The sequence below is a fragment of the Rhodococcus sp. NPDC003382 genome, assembly GCF_053589135.1.
Map to the genome: position 1 here is coordinate 26,193 of NZ_JBSFRH010000031.1, position 17,626 is coordinate 43,818.

The following is a 17,626-nucleotide window of genomic DNA, read 5'->3' on the forward strand; positions in this document are numbered from 1 at the left end:
GCAGGATCAGGTCCCTACACTTCTACCGTTCCACCCCTGCCGGTACGAGGAGCCCGCATGATCTACCGACTGCTCGGACCCCTCGAGGTCGCGCGGAAGCCGGGCAGTCCACACGACCCGGGTTCCGGGACGGATCTCGTCGATCTCGGGCCGCGCAAGCAACGTGCGGTGCTCGCGGTCCTGCTCCTGAGCCGCGGAAAAGTCGTTTCCACCGATCGGCTCATCGACGCGCTGTGGTCCGGTGACGCGCCCGCGAGCGCCGTCTCGAGCATCCAGGCGTACATCTCCAACCTGCGCCGGGCGCTGCGCAGCGAATCGGGTGCCGCATCACCGATCGTGCGCCAGCCACCCGGATACGTCCTCGACATCCCCCGCGAGGACGTGGACCTGTCCGTGTTCCTCGACGAGGCGGAGGCGGCGCGCCGGCACGCCGACAACGGCGAATGGGAATCCGCGCTGGACACGGCCGGTCGTGCTCTCGCGTCCGTCCGGGGACCGCTCCTCGAGGATCTCCGCGACGAGGAGTGGGTGGAGGTGGCTGCCGCCGGCTTCGAGGAGGTCCGCACCGAGTGCCGGGAAACCCTGGTCACGGCGCTGCTCGCGATGGGACGCCCGGCCCCGGCCCTCGCCGAGGCGACCCGGTTGTACGACGAGTACCCGTTCCGGGACCGGACGTGCTGGTTGCGGATGCTGGCTCTGCACCGGGCGGGCCGCTCGCCGGAAGCGTTGGAGCAGTTCGGTGTTCACGTCGCTCGCCTGGATGCCGAGCTGGGTCTGCGGCCGGGCGCCGAGCTGACCGCACTGCAGGGCGCGATTCTGAGGCACGAACCCGAACTCGCGGCCTGGCCGAGGACACCGGAATGGACGGGCGCCGAGACGGTTCCGGCACCCGCCCCGCCGTCCGTCACGGTCCCGCTCGCAGAGGCAGAATCCGGGCGCGTGTTCGTCGGACGCGAGACGGAGACCGGTGTGATCGACGGGATGTTCGACGAGGTCCTGGCCGGCGCACCCCGCTGGGTGGTGCTGACCGGCCCCGCAGGTATCGGAAAGACCCGGCTGGCCGAGGAATGCGACGCCCGCACGGTCTCGGCGGGCGGCACCGCGGTGTGGGCGCGGTGCCTCGAGGACGAAGGTGCGCCCGCGTGGTGGCCGATCCGGCGGATGCTGAGGGAACTCGGTGTCGACGCCGACGCCGCTCTCATCCCGCCGACCGGGGTCGAACCGGACGAAGCGCGTTTCGCCGTCTACGAACGCGTTCTGAACGCGACCGAGACGGTGGCCGCGGAGAAGGCCGCGCTGACCGTCGTCGTCGACGACATCCAGTGGGCCGACCCGACGTCCCTCCGTTGCCTGAAATACCTGGTCGGCGCGCTGCACCGGCAGCGGGTCTGGTTCGTCCTCACGCTGCGTGATTCGGAGATGCGTTCCGGCGTGCGCGAATTCGTCGACACAGTCCTGCGCCGCGACGGCAACAGACACATCGTGGTACCGGCGCTCGCCGAGTCGGAAGTGGCGGCACTTGCCCGTCACGTGACCGGCGAGGAACTCGATGCGACCGAGGCGCGGATGCTCGCCGAACGCACCGGCGGCAATCCGCTGTTCGTCTCCGAGTACGCGCGACTTCCGCGGGACGAGCGACTCGGCGGGGAGATCCCGCTGGCCGTCCGTTCGGTCCTCGGCCGTCGCTTGACGGCCGTGGAACCGGCTGTGCTGCAGGTTCTTCGGGTCGCCGCAGTGATCGGTGACAACATCGAGACCGACATCCTGGCCGCCGCGACCCGGCTGGATCTCGACACCCTCGCCGACTATCTCGACGACGCAGCCGACGAGCGGATCATCGTCGCCGACCCCGGTGTTCGCGGATACGTGTTCGCTCACGGTCTGCTCCGCGACGAAGTGCTCGCCGAGATACCGGAACTGCGCCGCCAGCGCATCCACGCCCAGGTCGCCGAGGCGCTGGCGGACTCGTCCGACAGCGATCGCTCGAGCAGGCGAGCGCAGCATCTGATGGCCGCGTTGCCCGTCGCCGATCCGCGGACCGTGCTCGACGCGTGCACCGACGCGGCGCGGGAAGCGACCGAACGATGGAACTCGGAGACCGCGGCGCAGTGGTGGGAGGCGGCGGTGAAGGCATTCGACCTGCTGCCGGCCTCCGAACAATCGGCCGGTGCCCGTGACGATCTGCTCGTGGCCCGGGTCGAGGCGCTCGCGCGGGCGGGCCGTGGCCAGACGGTGCTCGACGTCGTCGATGCCGGTCTGCTTGCGGCGGTCCGCGAGGGCCGAACCTCGGCCGCGGGCCGACTGGCCGCGGCACTGCTGCGCTCCGCGGGCGCGTGGCCGTGGGTGTCCTACGGCAAGGATCCCGGACCGCTTCTCGAAAGACTCTCGGGTCTGGAACCTTTCGTCTCCGACGACCCGACGGCCCACTGCCGGGTGCTCGCGGCGCTGGCCGTCGGCAGCTGCTACCACCCGGATTCGGCCGTTCCCGACGAACTCAGCAGCAGATCACTCGCGATCGCCCGCGAGACAGGCGATCCCGATGTGATCGCCGACGCGCTGCTGGGACGGATCCTGCTCTACTCCGGCGTGGCGACGCACAGCGACGAATCCGTACGGCTGATCGACGAGCTGTTCACCCTGCGGCACCGGCAATCCCGCTTCGACGCGGTCATCGCCCATGCCGCAGCCAGCATGGCCCGCATGAACCTGGGGGATGTCGATGCCGCCGCCGCGCATGTCCGCCAGGGGATCGTCGGGTGCGACCTGCTGCGGCTCCCGGTCGTCCGAGTCCAGTTGCGTTGGATGGAAGCGACATTGGCGTCGTGGCGCGGAGACTTCGACGAGACCAGGCGGCAGTACGAGACCGCGAGGCAGTTCCATCTGCAGACCGAACTGTACGTTGCGGGCAGCCCCGACCTCGCCGCGAACACCCTGGAATGGGAACGCGGAATGCTCGCCGATTCGGATCCCGGCTTCGTGGAGCCGGATTCGTGGCGAATCGCGATCGCCGCGGCACGAGGAGACAGGGGGACCGTGGCGACCGAGATCGCACGGTGGTCCGCCGGCCAGGGGCCGTTCACATGGACCACACTCGGGCACCGCACGTTGCTCGCGCGCGTGATCGCCGATCTCGAACTCGTCGAACACGCGGAGACCTTCATCGAACTGCTTGCGCCGTTCCACGACCGCATCGCCACGGTGGGTCAGGTCGGCGTGATCGGTGCCGTCGCGGAGGCGTCCGCGCGCCTGCACGCGCTGCTCGGACGTGTCGAAACGGCCCACGAGCTGCTGGACCGGGCCGAGGAGCTCGCCACACGGACATCGAGCCCTCCGACGCTGCTGCGCTGCCGCCTGTTGCGCGCCCAACTCCGTGCGGCCTCGCCGGAACGGGACCGGGCGATCGAGCAGATCGCCGACGAGGCCACCCGTCTCGGGATGTTCGGACTGGCCGACTACGCGCGCTCGATTCTGGACTGACGCTGCGCTTGGCCGTTGCTTGGACGGACCGGGCCGTTCGAGCCAAGAACCGGCCAAGACAGCTCCTCCATCCTTCCTTCACACCCGCAACACGGATGGAAGGAAGTCCCGATGACCAACACGACACCTGCGGTGGCCGCATCGATCGAATCGCTCCGGGCGGCGGTGTCCGGCGCGGTGGCGTTGCCCGGTGAGCCCGGCTACGAGCTGGCGACTCCGTGGAACGTCGCGGTGCCGGTCCGGCCGCACGCGGTGGTCGCGGTGGAGAGCGCCGACGATGTCGCCGCGGCCGTGCGATACGCGGCGGACCACGGATTGAAGGTCGCCGTTCAGCGCACCGGCCACGGCGCGGTCCCGCTGGGCGACGATGTCCTGCTGGTTCATACCGGCCGGCTGACCGAATGCGCGATCGATCCGGACGCCCGCACCGCACGGCTCGGGGCCGGGCTCGTGTGGCAGGACGTCATCGACGCCGCGACACCGCACGGACTCGCGCCGCTGGCGGGATCCTCCACGACCGTCGGCGTCGCCGGCTTCCTCACCGGCGGCGGCATCGGGCCGCTGGTGCGCACCTACGGATTGTCGTCCGACTACGTGCGCGCCTTCGACATCGTGACCGGCAACGGCGAGGTGCTGCACGTGACACCCGAGGAACACGCGGAACTGTTCTGGGGGCTCCGCGGCGGCAAGGCGACCCTCGGGATCGTCACCGCCGTCGAGATCGAACTGCTGCCCGTCACCCACTTCTACGGCGGCGCACTCTATTTCGACGGATTCGACGCTGCTGCGGTCGCCCACGCGTGGCTGGACTGGTGCGCCGAACTGCCCGAGCACAGCACGACGTCGATCGCGTTCCTGCAACTGCCCCCGCTGCCGCAGGTGCCCGCGCCGCTCGCAGGTCGCCTGACCTTCGCGGTCCGCTTCGCCAGCCTCGCGGACCCGGCGGAGGCCGAAGCCCTCCTCGGCCGCCTGCGTGCGGTCGCGACCCCGATTCTCGACGGCATCGGAACCTTGCCGTTCGCCGCGATCGCCGCGGTGCATGCCGACCCTGTCGACCCGATGCCGACCAACGAATACAGCGCACTGACAAACGAATTGACGCACGAGGCGATCGACGCCCTGCTGTCGGTCGCGGGACCGGGATCGCACTCGCCGCAGACCGTCGTCGAAGTCCGGCAGCTCGGCGGCGCGCTGGCCCGGGAACCGCGGCACCGCAGCGCCTTCTGCCACCGCGACGCGCAGTTCGCGGTGATGGTCGCCGGTGTGCTGGCGCCGCCCACCGCGGAGAACGTGGTCGGGCACGCCCGCACCATCGACCGGGCGCTGGCGCCGTGGACCACCGGCCGGCATCTTCCCAATTTCGCGGCCAGCGCCGACCCGGCCACCATCGCCCGCGCCTACGACGACGACACCGCCCACTGGCTCAGCGCACTCGCCGACGAACACGACAGCAACGGTGTGCTGCGCGTCGGGCAGGTCGTGCGCCGTGACCGCTGACCGGCGGCACCGGCTCGACTCCACGAACACCATCACCTCGAAAGGCACACCCATGCATACGGTTCGGACCGCTACCGGGCTCGGACTCGCCGCTCTCGCCGTACTCGCGGTCGCGGGTTGCGGTGACTCGTCCACCCCGGTCGCGCACGGCTCGCAGGCGCACGGCCACGAAGCCACCCTCTACGGTGCGGAACAATCCCTCGGGGAGGGCAAGTCCAGGACGTACATCACGGTCGACGACGCGGGAACGCCCCAGGAGATCGGCATCCGGATCTCCGAGTCCGCACTTTCCGGGCTGCCGGAGGGACCGGACGCCGCGATGACGATGCTGATGCTGGACCTGCCGTCCGGCGCACCCGAGACCGGTTTCGACCACGTCATGCTCGACTGGAACCCGAACGGCCACGAGCCCGAGGTCCTCTTCGGTAAGCCACATTTCGACATGCACTTCTACATGACGGACACCGAGAGCGACGCCGATCCTGCCGCCCCCGACTTCGCGACCCGGGCCGCCACTCTTCCCGAACCGCAGTATGTTCCGGCCGGGTACGGTCCGCCGCCGGGGCCCGCGGCGGAGAACACCGTGCCGTTCATGGGCATGCACTGGACGAATGCCGCCGACGGCGCGATACCCGGATCGTTCGACTTCACCGAGGTGCTGCTCTTCGGAACGTGGGACGGCGAGTTCACGTTCATCGAACCGATGATGACCCGCGAGTGGCTCGCCACCAAACCGCAGATCCGCGAAGAGGTGAGTCAGCCCGCCGCCTATCAGCGGACCGGGTACTTCCCGACCGTCTACACCGTCGACTTCGACGAGGAGGCTGGGGAGTACGTCATCGCACTGTCGGGCCTGACGCTGCGCGAAGCCTCGTAGCCCCGACCGGCGCCACCCGGGCGAGGAGGGGTCGCCCGGGTGGCGCCGTGTCGCGTCAGCTTTCCGACACCGCCACGCCGCCGCCACGCGTCCGGTTTCCCACACCCGGGATGCGGGTCCACAGGGCTGCCGCGACGAGCGCAGCGGCGCCGAGAGCGATCAACGCATACGGCCACCACTGCGGACCGGTCGTCGTCGTGGTCGTGGCCGACGGCTCCACCTGGGCACCGGAGACGCGCGGCAGCGCGTCCGTCGCCGATTTGACGTTGTCCGCGATCCCCGCGACCACACCGGCCACCGGCTGCACACCGTCGACGAGTTGTCCCGTGCCGTCCGACAGCGCCCGTCCGCCGTCGTCGAGCAGCACGAGGCCGTCGCGGAGCTGTGCGGCTCCTCCGGCGGCCTGCGACATCCCCGCCACGAACCGGGCGTTCGGATCGGTGAGTTCGTAGGCGAGTTGCCGGGCGCCGTCGCGGAGCAGGCCGAGCTGGTCGAGGGTGTCCTGGCCGAGGCCCTGGGTGTTCAGCGTGTCGACGAGGGTGCGCAACTGTCCGGCGGCGCTCTGCGACACCGGGTCGGGGGAGGCACCGAGGGTGTCGGCGACGGTGGTGAGCTGCTCGGTCACCGTTCCCTGCATCGCACCGAACCCGGTGAGCCGGCCGACCACCTCGTCGACTCCGCCGCTGATCTGTGTCGCGCCGTCGCCGAGTTCGGCCACGCCGCCGTCGAGCTGATCCAGCCCGGTTGCGAGCTGCTCGCCGCCCTCTCGCGCCTGCCGGAGACCGTCCGAGAGCTGACGCGCACCATCGTCGAGCTGACGGCTGCCGTCGGTGAGCTGCCCGACGCCGCCGTCGAGCATCGACAGGGGCAGTCCGGCACGCTGCAGACGGGAGCGGGCCGCGTCGACGCCGTCATCGGAGTCGGCCGCCGGCTGCGGGGACTCGGCCACGGTCACCGTCGTCGACGGTGCATCGAGATAGGCGAATGTGGAGCCTGTTGCGAGAAGGACCAAGCCGGCCGCGATGAGGATGGAGACAACACGTGAAAGCACGTTCGGCCACGGTACAGCCCGATTGTGAGAATTCCTTGGCAACGTGATGTCGGTCTCGGCACACCGTATAGACACACGCGCGGTGCGGGCAGCGCGCGTGTGTTCACCCGCTCGGCGGGTGTGGCCGGAGGACGAAACGCCGAAGGCCCTTCCGCGCTGCGGAAGGGCCTTCGATGGTGCTTCACGAGTCGGGGTGGCGGGATTCGAACCCACGACCTCTTCGTCCCGAACGAAGCGCGCTACCAAGCTGCGCCACACCCCGTGATGAACCTCAGATAGATTACAGCACCATTCCTCGGAAGATTAAATCGCCTGGTCAGCGGGGAGAAATCGCGCTTTCCGCGGCGCGGTCGGCGGCGGCGAGAGCCTCGTTGCGCGGGGCCGGGACGAGGGTCAGCAGCGTCGCCTCCGGGCGGCAGCAGAACCGGGCCGGGGCGAACGGCGACGTGCCGATGCCGGCCGACACGTGCAGCCGCATGTGGGCTCCCCAACGCGACGGTCCCTTCACCCGCGACCGATCGATCTGGCAGTTGGTCACGAGAGCACCGAAGAACGGCAGGCACAGCTGCCCGCCGTGGGTGTGGCCCGCCAGCACGAGGTCGTAGCCGTCGTCGGCGAAACGGTCGAGCACCCGCGGCTCGGGCGAATGCGTCAGGCCCAGCTTCAGGTCGGCGAGGGGATTGGGCTGACCGGCGATCGTGTCGTACCGGTCCCGCTCGAGGTGCGGATCGTCGACGCCGGCCGCGGCGATGCGCACGCCCGCGACCTCGAACTCGCGCCGCACGTGCGTCATGTCGTGCCAGCCGCGTTCGCTGAACGCCGCGCGCAGGTCGCCCCACGGCAGGGGCGCGCCGTATACGCGCTGGTGGTTCTTGTCGAAGTACTTCAACGGGTTCTTCAGCACGGGTGCGAAGTAGTCGTTGCTGCCGAACACGAACAGGCCCGGACGGGCGAGCAGACCGCCCATCGCCTGCACGACGGCCGGCACGGCCTTCGGATGCGACAGATTGTCGCCGGTGTTGACCACGAGATCCGGTTCCAGCCGGTCGAGTTCGCGCAGCCAGTTCTGCTTGAGCCTCTGGTTCGGCATCATGTGCAGATCGCTGAGGTGAAGCACGCGCAGCGTCGACGTGCCGGGCTCGAGGACGGGCATCGTCACCTCCCGCAACGCGAACGCGTTGCGTTCGATCAGGGTGGCGTAGCCGAGTCCGAGGGCGGCCGCGCCGGCGGCACCGGCAGCTGCGCGGAAGAGTGCGGAGTGGTCAGACACGCATCCAGCGTACCGCCGGGCCTCGACTGTGCACGGTCTTCATCCTCGCCGCGTAGCGTTCGGAGCATGTCCGAGACCTCACAGTCCCTCAAGTCCACCATCCGATCCGACCTCACCGCGGCGATGAAGGACAAGGATCCGCTCCGCACGGCGACCCTGCGGATGCTGCTCGCCGCCATCCAGACGGAGGAGGTCGCCGGGAAGGAAGCCCGCGAGCTCACCGACGAGGAGGTTGTGAAGGTTCTCGCGCGCGAATCCAAGAAGCGCGGCGAGGCCGCCGAGGTCTACACCGAGAACGGCCGGGGTGAGCTCGCGGCGAAGGAGCACGCGGAGGCGCGGATCATCGACGAGTACCTGCCGACCCCGCTCACCGACGCCGAACTCGTCGACGTCGTCGACACCGCGATCGGCCGCGTCGCCGACGAACTCGGCGAGCGTCCGGGCCCGAAGAACATGGGGCAGGTCATGAAGGTCGCGACCGCGATCGCCGCCGGGAAAGCCGACGGCAAGCGGCTTTCCGCGGCGGTCCGATCGCGGCTCTAGACGATCAGTTGTCGCCGGCCTCGCTGTCGCCCGAGGTCGGCGACTCCGACTCGGACTGCGACGGCTCGGGCGAGCGGCCCGGAATCGGTGCGGGCGAGCTCGGCGCGGTCGTGTCCGGAACCTGGCTTCCGCTGGGCCGGGCGGGTGTGGCCGTCGTGGTCGGCGCGGCCCGGACGGTCCCGTCGCTGATGTAGAGCGTGATCGTGGAGCCGGGCACGGCGGACCCGGAGGGCGCGCTGTTGATGACGGTGCCGGCGCGTTGCTCGCCCTTGACGTTCAGTTCGGTGACCGAGAATCCGGCGTCCTGCAGTCGTGAGACTGCCTGCTGGCGGCTCAGGCCCGTCACGTCGGGGACCTGGGCGTTGCCCGCACCGCGCACGTACTTCTGATCGACCGGGGGCATTTCGATCGGCCCGAACTTCCCGGCGACGGGCAGCATCGCGTTGAACCAGGTCCGTGCCGGTTCGGTACCGCCGTACAGGTTGCCGTTGTAGCACGGCCGCACGGGTCCGGAGCAGATTTCACCGGGGGTGGGGGAGTCACCGTAGGTGTACACCGCGCCCGCGAAGTGGTTGGTGAATCCGAGGAACGCCGACGACATGTGCGACTCGGTGGTTCCGGTCTTCGCGGACACCGGCAGGCTCCAGCCGACCGAGCCGGCCGCGCCGGACGCGGTGCCGCCGCCGGCGGTGTCCTTGCTCAGGGCGTTGGCCAGGGTGTCGGCGAGACCGGGTTCGACGACCTGCTCGCACGCCTGTTGCGTGATCGGCACCGGCTTGCCGTCGCGGTCGAACACCGCGTCGATCGGTGACGGCGGGCACCACTTGCCGTGCGAAGCCAGCGTCGCGGCCACGTTCGACAGCTCGAGCGGGTTGATCCAGGTCGGGCCGAGCGTGTAGGAGCCGAGGTGCTGATCCTTCTGCATGTCGGCCATGCTCTGCTCGCCGAAGCCGGAGGTGTTCGGCTGCGCGTACGACCGCAGTCCCAGCCGCACCGACATGTCGACGACCGGATCGACACCCGTCGCCTCGATCAGCTTGACGAAGGCGGTGTTCGGCGACTGCGCGAGCGCGTCGGTCACCGACAGCTGCGGCGGGTAGGGACCGGCGTTCTCGACGCAGTACGTCAGGGCGGGGCAGCCCTTGGCGCCACCGTCACCGAGACCGCGCGCGTTGTAGCGGGCCGGCACGTCGAGCACGGCGCTGGTGCCGAGGCCCTTCTCCATCGCGGCGGCGACCGTGAAGATCTTGAAGATCGATCCGGCGCCGTGACCGGCGAGGGAGTAGGGCTGCGGCTGCACGGTCTCGTTCGCGTCCCCGTTGAGGCCGTAGACGCGGCTCGACCCCATCGCGAGAACGCGATGCGAATCCTGCCCGGGCTGGACGACGTTCATCACCGTGGCGATGTCGTCGACCGTGGGACTGGTGAACTTGTCGAGCGACGCCTTGACCGACTCCTGCACCTCGGGGTCGAGGGTCGTGCGGATCAGGTAGCCACCCTTGTCGATCTGCTCGCGGGAGAGCCCGGAGTTCTCGAGATAGCGCAGCGCGTAGTCGCAGAAGAATCCGCGGTCACCGGCGGCGATGCAGCCGCGCGGCAGCGTGTTGGGCTCGGGCAGGACGCCGAGCGGCTCGTTCTTCGCGGCGCGGATCTCGTCGGCCCGTTCCGGGATGTTCTGGATCATCGTGTCGAGCACGACGTTGCGGCGTTCGAGCACGCCGTCCGCGTTCGTGTACGGGTTCAGTGCGGAGCTGGACTGCACCATGCCCGCGAGCATCGCGGACTGGGGGATGTTCAGGTCCTTCGCGTCGATCCCGAAGTAGGTCTGGGCCGCGTCCTGGATGCCGAACGATCCGTTGCCGAAGGGCACCAGGTTCAGGTACCGGGTGAGGATCTCGTCCTTCGTCAGTTCCTCGTCGAGGGTGAGCGCCATCCGGATCTCGCGGATCTTGCGGGCCGGGGTCGTCTCGATGGCCGCGCGCCGCTCGGCGTCGGTCTTGGCGACGACGTGCAGCAGGTAGTTCTTCACGTACTGCTGGTCGATGGTGGACGCACCCTGCTCGACCTGGCCGCTGGTGGTGTTCGTGAGGAACGCGCGGATCGTGCCCTGCCAGTCCACACCCTGGTGTTCGGGGAAGCGCTTGTCCTCGATCGAGACGATCGCGAGCTTCATCTCGTTGGAGATGCGGTCGCTCGGCACCTCGAAGCGGCGCTGGTCGTACAGCCAGGCGATGGGGTTACCGGCGGCATCGACCATGGTGGTCACCGCGGGTACGACACCTTCGACGAGTTCGGCGGAGCTGTTGTCCACGGTGTCCGCGGCCCGGTTCGAGACGTAGCCGAAACCACCTGCGGCCGGGAACAGCATTCCCGCGAGAAGGACGCCGCCGAGGGCCGTGCAACCGGCGAGCTTCGCCACCGTATTTCGGATCGACACGGCTACACCCTACGTGGCGACCCGCCGATTCGATGCTTCGGCAGCGGCGAAAAGCCTCCGACGTGCAGGTATGGACGGGCGTACCAGAAAAGTGTTTGTTCGCCTTGCGCGCTGGGGAGTCTTTACCTAGATTGAGACATCAGTGTGATGCAGGTAACACCTCAATAGGAATGTGGCGCTGCCTACTGATGCTACGCAGCTACTGAGCGTACTGAGCGGCACGGCGGGTTTGCGCGAACTTCCGGAACTCCGCAACACGGTGTTCGGAGAGTGAAGGGGCAACTGAATGCACATGGCGACTCCGATGGCCCGGCTCGACGTAGACCAAGCAGAGGCACGAATCGCCTGGGTGACCCAGGCGCGGTGCCGAGAAGTGGATCCCGACCAGTTGTTCGTTCGAGGCGCAGCCCAGCGCAAGGCTGCGGTCATCTGCCGGCACTGCCCGGTGATGCTGCAGTGCGGTGCGGATGCCCTCGACAATCGTGTCGAGTTCGGTGTGTGGGGAGGCATGACCGAACGACAGCGGCGCGCACTGCTCAAGCAGCACCCCGAGGTCGAGTCCTGGGCCGACTTCTTCGAAGCGCAGCGTCAGCACCAGAACGCCGTATAGGTAGAGACCTCCCTAGGTAGAGACCTCCCGGCACCGTCGACCACTCGACGACCAGTGGACCCGCGGGTCAGACCTCGCGGGTCAGCTGGTCTCCGACGGCCCTCAGTGCCTCGAGATCGGACACCTCGAACGGCAGCGACGGCACCCCGACCAGCGGTACCCGGGGATGCGCAGCGGTGAACCTGCCCAGCAGGTGCAGTTCCCGTTTCGCGGTCACCGCCCGATGGGCGTGGATGCGCAGCACCGCCTCGGCGGGCTGACTGTCGTCACGTTCCTCCTCGGCGAGAGCATCGGCCGCGGTCGACGCATGATCGGCAGACAGCGACGACAGCGTCGGATGCGTCCGGTTGAGAACGAGCCCGGCCAGGGGCATCCCGTCCGTGCTGAGCCGTTCGACGAAGAACGACGCCTCGCGCAGCGCGTCCGGTTCGGGCGCGGCCACGACGACGAAGTGCGTCCCGGGCTGCTGGAGCAGCTGGTACGTGCGGTTCGCGCGTTCGCGGAATCCCCCGAACATCGAATCGAGGGACTGCACGAACGCCGACGCGTCGGACAGCATCTGGCTGCCCACGATCGTCGACACCGCCTTCAGTGCGAGCCCCATGGCGCCGGTCACCAGGCGGCCGAGCCCACGGCCGGGCGCGGTGAACATGCGGATCATGCGGCCGTCGAGGAACGACCCCAGCCGCTGGGGAGCGTCCAGGAAGTCCAGCGCGTTCCGCGACGGCGGGGTGTCCACCACGATGAGGTCCCACGCGTCGCTCGCCGCGAGCTGGCCCAGTTTCTCCATCGCCATGTACTCCTGCGTGCCGGAGAAGGACGACGCCACCGTCTGATAGAACGGGTTGTCCAGAATCTGCTGGGCCTTCTCGGGCGTGGAATGCTCGATCACCATGTCGTCGAAGGTGCGACGCATGTTCAGCATCATCGCGTGCAGCTCACCCTCCGCCTCCGCGCCCAGCTTCACCGGCTGCGGACTGTTGTCCAGAGCCTCCACCCCGAGCGCCTGCGCGAGCCGCCGGGCCGGGTCGATCGTCAGCACCACGACCTTGCGACCGCGCTCGGCCGCCCGCAACGCGAGTGCCGCCGCGGTCGTCGTCTTGCCGACACCGCCGGAACCGCAGCACACGATGACCCGGGAGCTCGGATCGGCGAGAATCCGCCCGACGTCCAGGACCGCGCCGGCGCGCGCGTGCGGGGCGCTCACCGGACACCCTGTTCGCCGAGGATCTCGGCGAGCTCGTAGAGCCCGCCGAGATCGACACCGTCGGCCAGCGCCGGGAGCGTCATCCGTGCCACCTTCACGTCGTCGAGTTGGGCGGCGCTGTCCTGCTGCGCCTTCAGGGTCGAAGCATGCTCGATGGTCTCGGTGAGCAGTCCCGCGAAGTCGGGCTCGGAGACCTTCAGCCCGACCCGATCGAACGCGGCTCGCACCGATTCGCTGTCGATGCGTCCCTTCGCCACGTCGTCGACGAGTTCACCGGGCAGGTACTCGGGCACCGTGCGGTTGACGATCACGGTGCCGAGCCGCAGGTCCGCGGCCTGCAGTTCCTCGACGGCGTCGGAGGTTTCCTGCACCGGCAGCGCCTCGAGCAACGTCACCAGGTGCACGACCGTGTCGTCCGAGTGCAGCAGCCGCACGACGCCTTCGCTCTGCGAGCGGATCGGGCCGGACTTCGCCAGATCGGCCATCGCCTTCGTCACGTCGAGGAAGCTGCCGATGCGACCGGTCGGCGGAGAATCCACCACCACCGCGTCGTACACCCGGCCCCCGCGCGCGTCGGAGCGCACCACGCACTCCTTGATCTTGCCGGTGAGGATGACGTCCCGCAGGCCCGGCGCCAGGGTCGTCGCGAATTCGACGGCACCGATCCGGCGCATCGCCCGTCCCGCGAAACCCAGGTTGTAGAACATGTCGAGGTATTCGAGGAAGGCCGCTTCGATGTCGACGGCCAGGGCCATCACGACGCCGCCGCCGTCGGCGGTCGCGACCTTCGTCTCCACCGGCGGCAGCGGTGGCACGTCGAACAGCTGGGCGATGCCCTGCCTGCCCTCCACCTCCACCAGCAGTACCTTGCGGCCCTCGGCCGCGAGAGCGAGCGCCAGGGCGGCCGCGACCGTCGACTTCCCGGTGCCGCCCTTGCCGGACACGAAGTGCAGCCGCGCATTCGCGGCCTTCGCCGGCCAGAGGCCGGGCTGTGCTGTCGGTGTTGCCACGAGGGTGAGCCTATAAGTGACCGGCCCCGGAATGCGCCGGATAGGGTCAGAGCGCAGCTCGACAGAGGAGAATCACATGAGCGAATTGACCACCTGGGAGTACGCGACCGTACCGCTGCTCACCCACGCGACGAAGCAGATCCTCGACACCTGGGGTGCCGACGGCTGGGAACTGGTGACGGTGCTGCAGGGCCCGACCGGTGAGCAGCACGTCGCCTACCTGAAGCGACCGAAGGGCTGACGCAGGTGACCGAACAGAACTGGACGTCCCGGCTCGCCGAACTCGGCATCGAACTGCCCCCGGTCGCCGCGCCCGTCGCCGCCTACGTGCCCGCGGTGCGCACCGGCGACCACGTCTACACCTCGGGCCAGCTTCCGTTCGTGGACGGCAAACTCGAACTTACCGGCAAGGTCGGTGATGCCGTCACCGCCGAGGACGCGAAGGCCGCGGCCCGCATCGCCGCGCTGAACGCGCTGGCCGCGATCGACGCGCTCGTCGGACTCGACAACGTGGTCCGCATCGTGAAGGTCGTCGGATTCGTCGCGTCCGCCGAGGGTTTCACCGGGCAGCCCGGCGTCATCAACGGCGCGTCGGAATTCCTCGGCGAGGTCTTCGGGGATGCCGGCGTGCACGCCCGTTCGGCGGTCGGTGTGGCGGAACTGCCGCTGGCCGCACCCGTCGAGGTCGAAGTGATCGCCGAGGTGCGCTGACCCCGAACGCTGACCGTAGAGTGGGGTGAATCGCACCGTCGTCACGAAAGAGGCCGAGCATGGCGCTGGTTCACCCCGCCTACGCGCAGTTGCGCCAGGTCACCCCGAATGCGGCCGTGGTCCTGGCAGAGAATCCGTCGGTGATGTCCCTCGAGGGCACCAACACGTGGATTCTGCGGGCGCCGGGCAGCGACGAATGCGTCGTGGTGGACCCGGGTCCCCTCGACGAAGCCCACCTCGAGCGCATCGCGCAGGTTCCGGTCGCCCTGACCCTGATCAGTCACCGGCACATCGACCACACCGAGGGCGCGGCCCGGTTCGCGGAGCTGACCGGGAATCCCGTCTGCGCCGTCGACCCCGAGCACCGGCACGGTGGTGGCCGCGGACTCGAGGACGGTGAGGTCGTCGAGGCCGCCGGGCTGCGGATCCGTGTGCTCGCGACGCCCGGTCACACCGCGGACTCGCTGTCGTTCGTGCTCGAGGACGACCGCAGCGTCCTGACCGCCGACACCATCCTCGGTCGTGGCACCACGGTCCTCGACGACACCGACGGTGACCTCGGCGACTACCTCGGTTCGCTGCGGCGCCTGATCGACCTCGGGTCCGGCTACACGATGCTGCCCGGCCACGGCCCCGACCATCCGGATCTCGAGCCGATCGCCCGCGCCTATCTCGCGCACCGCGAGGAGCGGCTCGAGCAGGTCCGGGCGGCGCTGCGCGTGCTCGGCGACGACGCGACGCCGCGCAGCGTCGTCGAACACGTCTACGCCGATGTCGACCGGTCGTTGTGGGCCGCCGCCGAGAAATCCGTCAACGTGCAGCTCGAATACCTGCGCAGCTTCGCCTGAGCAGGCGGGTCCGGGAAATCCGGATCCCGGGAACGACGAAGGCCGGGCCGTCGACGACGACCCGGCCTTTCGCGGCAGTTCTAGCGAGCGCGGCGTGCGAGACGCTCGGAGTCCGAGATCAGCACGGACTTGCCCTCGAGACGCAGCCAGCCGCGGTGCGCGAAGTCGGCGAGCGCCTTGTTCACGGTCTCGCGGGACGCGCCGACGAGCTGCGCGATCTCTTCCTGGGTGAGGTCGTGGGTGACGCGCAGGGCGCCGGCCTCCTGGGTGCCGAAACGCTGCGCGAGCTGCAGCAGGGCCTTGGCGACACGACCCGGAACGTCCGTGAAGATCAGGTCGGCGAGGTTGTTGTTGGTGCGGCGCAGGCGGCGGGCGAGCACGCGCAGCAGCTGCTCGGCGATCTCGGGACGCTGATCGATCCACGCCTTCAGCGCCTCGCGGTCCATGCTCACGGCACGAACCTCGGTGACGGTGGTGGCGGTGGAGGTCCGCGGACCCGGGTCGAAGATCGACAGCTCACCGAACATGTCCGACGGGCCCATGATCGTGAGCAGGTTCTCGCGTCCGTCCGGCGAGCGGCGGCCGATCTTCACCTTGCCGGAGACGATGATGTACAGGCGGTCGCCGGGTTCACCTTCGTTGAAGATGACGTGTCCGCGGGGGAAATCGACAGGCTGAAGCTCCTTGATCAGCGCCGCCACCGCGGAGGGCTCGACTCCTTGGAAGATGCCTGCTCTGGCCAGGACGTCGTCCACGTGCACTCCTTTTGGGAAATCTCATCGTCGTGTGCCGGTTTGCACGTCTACTGGCATCCCGGGCAGGTCACCTGCAAGGCGTACGTTGCAAAGTCTACTGTGCCTGCATTACGCGCGAGTGACCGACACCACGAACAACTCGTCGTGTGTCTCTTCTGCGGTGTCCGATACTACCGGTCGGTCACGTCCTCAGCTTGCTCGTCGGGCGTCCGCGTCGAGCGGGGAATCCTCCACCACGTGTTCCGCGGCGCTGTTCCGGCGGCGCCGGTGCAGGCGGGCGAGAGCGTGGGGGAAACCCTCCCTGGCCAGGGTCGCGACGTCCTCGTGTCCGGCCCGGTTGAGGAAGTCCTCGACCTCCTGCTCCCGGACCGACAGACGACTCAAGCGCGACTCGACCCGCTCCATGGCCAGTGCGAACAGCATCAGGAGCACCGGGAAGAGCACGACGGCAAGAGCTTGCATATCGGGAAGTAAACACGGGAAAGGTCTCAGAAGCGACACGGTCGCGGAGTGGTGTCCGTCCGTTTACGTACAGTGGTTCAGGTGCAAGCGACCCCGTCCGAGACCCCTGAGGCGAGGCGTTCTCGCGCGTCCGCAAGTGCCCGCAAACCGGAATCGCGGCTTGCGCTGGTGCGGCGGGCGCGTCGCATGAATCGGCAGCTCGCGGAGGCTTTCCCCCACGTGTACTGCGAGCTGGACTTCACCACTCCGCTCGAGTTGGCGGTCGCGACGATCCTGTCGGCGCAGTGCACGGATGTGCGGGTCAACCAGGTCACCCCGGCGTTGTTCGCCCGTTACCCGGACGCCCGCGCCTACGCGGAGGCCGAACGCACCGAACTCGAGGAGTACATCCGGTCCACGGGGTTCTACCGCAACAAGGCGAACTCGCTGATCGGGCTCGGCCAGGCCCTGCTCGAGCGGTTCGACGGCGAGGTCCCGGGCCGGCTGGAGGACCTGGTGACCCTGCCGGGCATCGGCCGCAAGACCGCCAACGTGATCCTCGGCAACGCGTTCGATGTGCCGGGGATCACCGTCGACACACACTTCGCCCGCCTGGTGAACCGTTGGAAGTGGACCGAGGAAACCGACCCGGTGAAGATCGAACACGCCGTCGGTGCCCTCATCGAACGCAAGGAATGGACCCTGCTCTCGCACCGCGTGATCTTCCACGGGCGCCGGGTGTGTCACGCCCGCAAACCCGCCTGCGGCGTGTGCGTGCTCGCGAAGGACTGCCCGTCCTACGGCATCGGCCCCACCGACCCGGCGACCGCCGCCGCGCTCGTGAAGGGTCCCGAGACGGAGCACCTGCTCGAACTGGCCGGGCGGTGACCTG

Annotated in this window: 16 protein-coding genes and 1 tRNA gene; 9 read left to right on the top strand and 8 right to left on the bottom strand. The window is 69.0% G+C overall.

The features are described 5' to 3' along the window. Nucleotides 1-57: 57 nt before the first annotated feature. The 3 genes from ACWDUD_RS20390 to ACWDUD_RS20400 all read left to right on the top strand — a co-directional run bounded on the left by ACWDUD_RS20390 (nucleotide 58) and on the right by ACWDUD_RS20400 (nucleotide 5,851). The gene (locus ACWDUD_RS20390) at nucleotides 58-3,477 is read left to right on the top strand and encodes a BTAD domain-containing putative transcriptional regulator (RefSeq protein WP_450110447.1); all 3,420 of its coding nucleotides are present in this window, start codon (nucleotides 58-60) and stop codon (nucleotides 3,475-3,477) included. A 111-nt stretch (nucleotides 3,478-3,588) separates the two neighbouring features. After that, complete coding sequence (locus ACWDUD_RS20395; RefSeq protein ID WP_450110448.1) at nucleotides 3,589-4,974, top strand: FAD-binding oxidoreductase; 1,386 nt, start codon at nucleotides 3,589-3,591, stop codon at nucleotides 4,972-4,974. Nucleotides 4,975-5,026: 52 nt separating this feature from the next. Then, nucleotides 5,027-5,851 carry a DUF5602 domain-containing protein gene (locus ACWDUD_RS20400; RefSeq protein WP_450110449.1) on the top strand — a complete coding sequence of 275 codons (825 nt, stop codon included), beginning with the start codon at nucleotides 5,027-5,029 and terminating at the stop codon, nucleotides 5,849-5,851. 55 nt (nucleotides 5,852-5,906) lie between these two features. Here ACWDUD_RS20400 and ACWDUD_RS20405 read toward each other — a convergent pair whose 3' ends face one another. The 3 genes from ACWDUD_RS20405 to ACWDUD_RS20415 form a co-directional block, all read right to left on the bottom strand. After that, on the bottom strand, nucleotides 5,907-6,902 hold the full coding sequence (locus ACWDUD_RS20405; protein ID WP_450110450.1) for a hypothetical protein: 996 nt from the start codon (nucleotides 6,900-6,902) through the stop codon (nucleotides 5,907-5,909). 188 nt (nucleotides 6,903-7,090) lie between these two features. After that, nucleotides 7,091-7,164 (bottom strand) — tRNA-Pro (locus ACWDUD_RS20410). Nucleotides 7,165-7,218: 54 nt separating this feature from the next. Further along, entirely contained in the window at nucleotides 7,219-8,172 is a 954-nt protein-coding gene (locus ACWDUD_RS20415; RefSeq protein ID WP_450110451.1) for a metallophosphoesterase, read from the bottom strand. 66 nt (nucleotides 8,173-8,238) lie between these two features. Here ACWDUD_RS20415 and ACWDUD_RS20420 point away from each other — a divergent pair, with 66 nt between their 5' ends. Beyond that, the gene (locus ACWDUD_RS20420) at nucleotides 8,239-8,715 is read left to right on the top strand and encodes a GatB/YqeY domain-containing protein (RefSeq protein WP_420749976.1); all 477 of its coding nucleotides are present in this window, start codon (nucleotides 8,239-8,241) and stop codon (nucleotides 8,713-8,715) included. 4 nt (nucleotides 8,716-8,719) lie between these two features. Here the strand turns inward: ACWDUD_RS20420 and ACWDUD_RS20425 are convergent, their stop codons facing one another. Continuing rightward, nucleotides 8,720-11,134, bottom strand: a complete 2,415-nt coding sequence (locus tag ACWDUD_RS20425) for a penicillin-binding protein (protein ID WP_450110469.1) — start codon at nucleotides 11,132-11,134, stop codon at nucleotides 8,720-8,722. A 304-nt stretch (nucleotides 11,135-11,438) separates the two neighbouring features. Between ACWDUD_RS20425 and ACWDUD_RS20430 the strand changes: the two genes are divergently transcribed. After that, on the top strand, nucleotides 11,439-11,762 hold the full coding sequence (locus ACWDUD_RS20430) for a WhiB family transcriptional regulator (protein ID WP_068166357.1): 324 nt from the start codon (nucleotides 11,439-11,441) through the stop codon (nucleotides 11,760-11,762). 67 nt (nucleotides 11,763-11,829) lie between these two features. Here the strand turns inward: ACWDUD_RS20430 and ACWDUD_RS20435 are convergent, their stop codons facing one another. Then, nucleotides 11,830-12,969 (bottom strand): ArsA family ATPase, encoded by a 1,140-nt coding sequence (locus ACWDUD_RS20435; RefSeq protein ID WP_197256871.1) that lies wholly within the window; start codon nucleotides 12,967-12,969, stop codon nucleotides 11,830-11,832. Next, nucleotides 12,966-13,979: an ArsA family ATPase gene (locus ACWDUD_RS20440; RefSeq protein WP_197256869.1), complete on the bottom strand. Its 1,014-nt coding sequence runs from the start codon at nucleotides 13,977-13,979 to the stop codon at nucleotides 12,966-12,968. Before ACWDUD_RS20440 ends, ACWDUD_RS20435 begins: the two co-directional genes overlap by 4 nt. Nucleotides 13,980-14,055: 76 nt before the next feature. Here ACWDUD_RS20440 and ACWDUD_RS20445 point away from each other — a divergent pair, with 76 nt between their 5' ends. From ACWDUD_RS20445 to ACWDUD_RS20455, 3 genes are read left to right on the top strand one after another with little or no spacing between them, the layout of a single operon-like run. Further along, nucleotides 14,056-14,220, top strand: a complete 165-nt coding sequence (locus ACWDUD_RS20445; protein WP_156665596.1) for a DUF4177 domain-containing protein — start codon at nucleotides 14,056-14,058, stop codon at nucleotides 14,218-14,220. Nucleotides 14,221-14,225: 5 nt separating this feature from the next. Continuing rightward, nucleotides 14,226-14,690, top strand: a complete 465-nt coding sequence (locus tag ACWDUD_RS20450) for a RidA family protein (protein ID WP_374068814.1) — start codon at nucleotides 14,226-14,228, stop codon at nucleotides 14,688-14,690. A gap of 59 nt (nucleotides 14,691-14,749) precedes the next feature. Beyond that, nucleotides 14,750-15,538, top strand: a complete 789-nt coding sequence (locus ACWDUD_RS20455; RefSeq protein ID WP_197256867.1) for an MBL fold metallo-hydrolase — start codon at nucleotides 14,750-14,752, stop codon at nucleotides 15,536-15,538. 80 nt (nucleotides 15,539-15,618) lie between these two features. Here the strand turns inward: ACWDUD_RS20455 and ACWDUD_RS20460 are convergent, their stop codons facing one another. Both ACWDUD_RS20460 and ACWDUD_RS20465 read right to left on the bottom strand, forming a co-directional pair. Then, nucleotides 15,619-16,293: a Crp/Fnr family transcriptional regulator gene (locus ACWDUD_RS20460; RefSeq protein WP_197256865.1), complete on the bottom strand. Its 675-nt coding sequence runs from the start codon at nucleotides 16,291-16,293 to the stop codon at nucleotides 15,619-15,621. Between the two features lie 189 nt (nucleotides 16,294-16,482). Next, complete coding sequence (locus tag ACWDUD_RS20465; RefSeq protein ID WP_197256863.1) at nucleotides 16,483-16,755, bottom strand: hypothetical protein; 273 nt, start codon at nucleotides 16,753-16,755, stop codon at nucleotides 16,483-16,485. A 72-nt stretch (nucleotides 16,756-16,827) separates the two neighbouring features. Here ACWDUD_RS20465 and nth point away from each other — a divergent pair, with 72 nt between their 5' ends. Continuing rightward, nucleotides 16,828-17,622, top strand: a complete 795-nt coding sequence (gene nth, locus ACWDUD_RS20470) for an endonuclease III (protein ID WP_197256861.1) — start codon at nucleotides 16,828-16,830, stop codon at nucleotides 17,620-17,622. The last annotated feature ends 4 nt before the right edge of the window (nucleotides 17,623-17,626 follow it).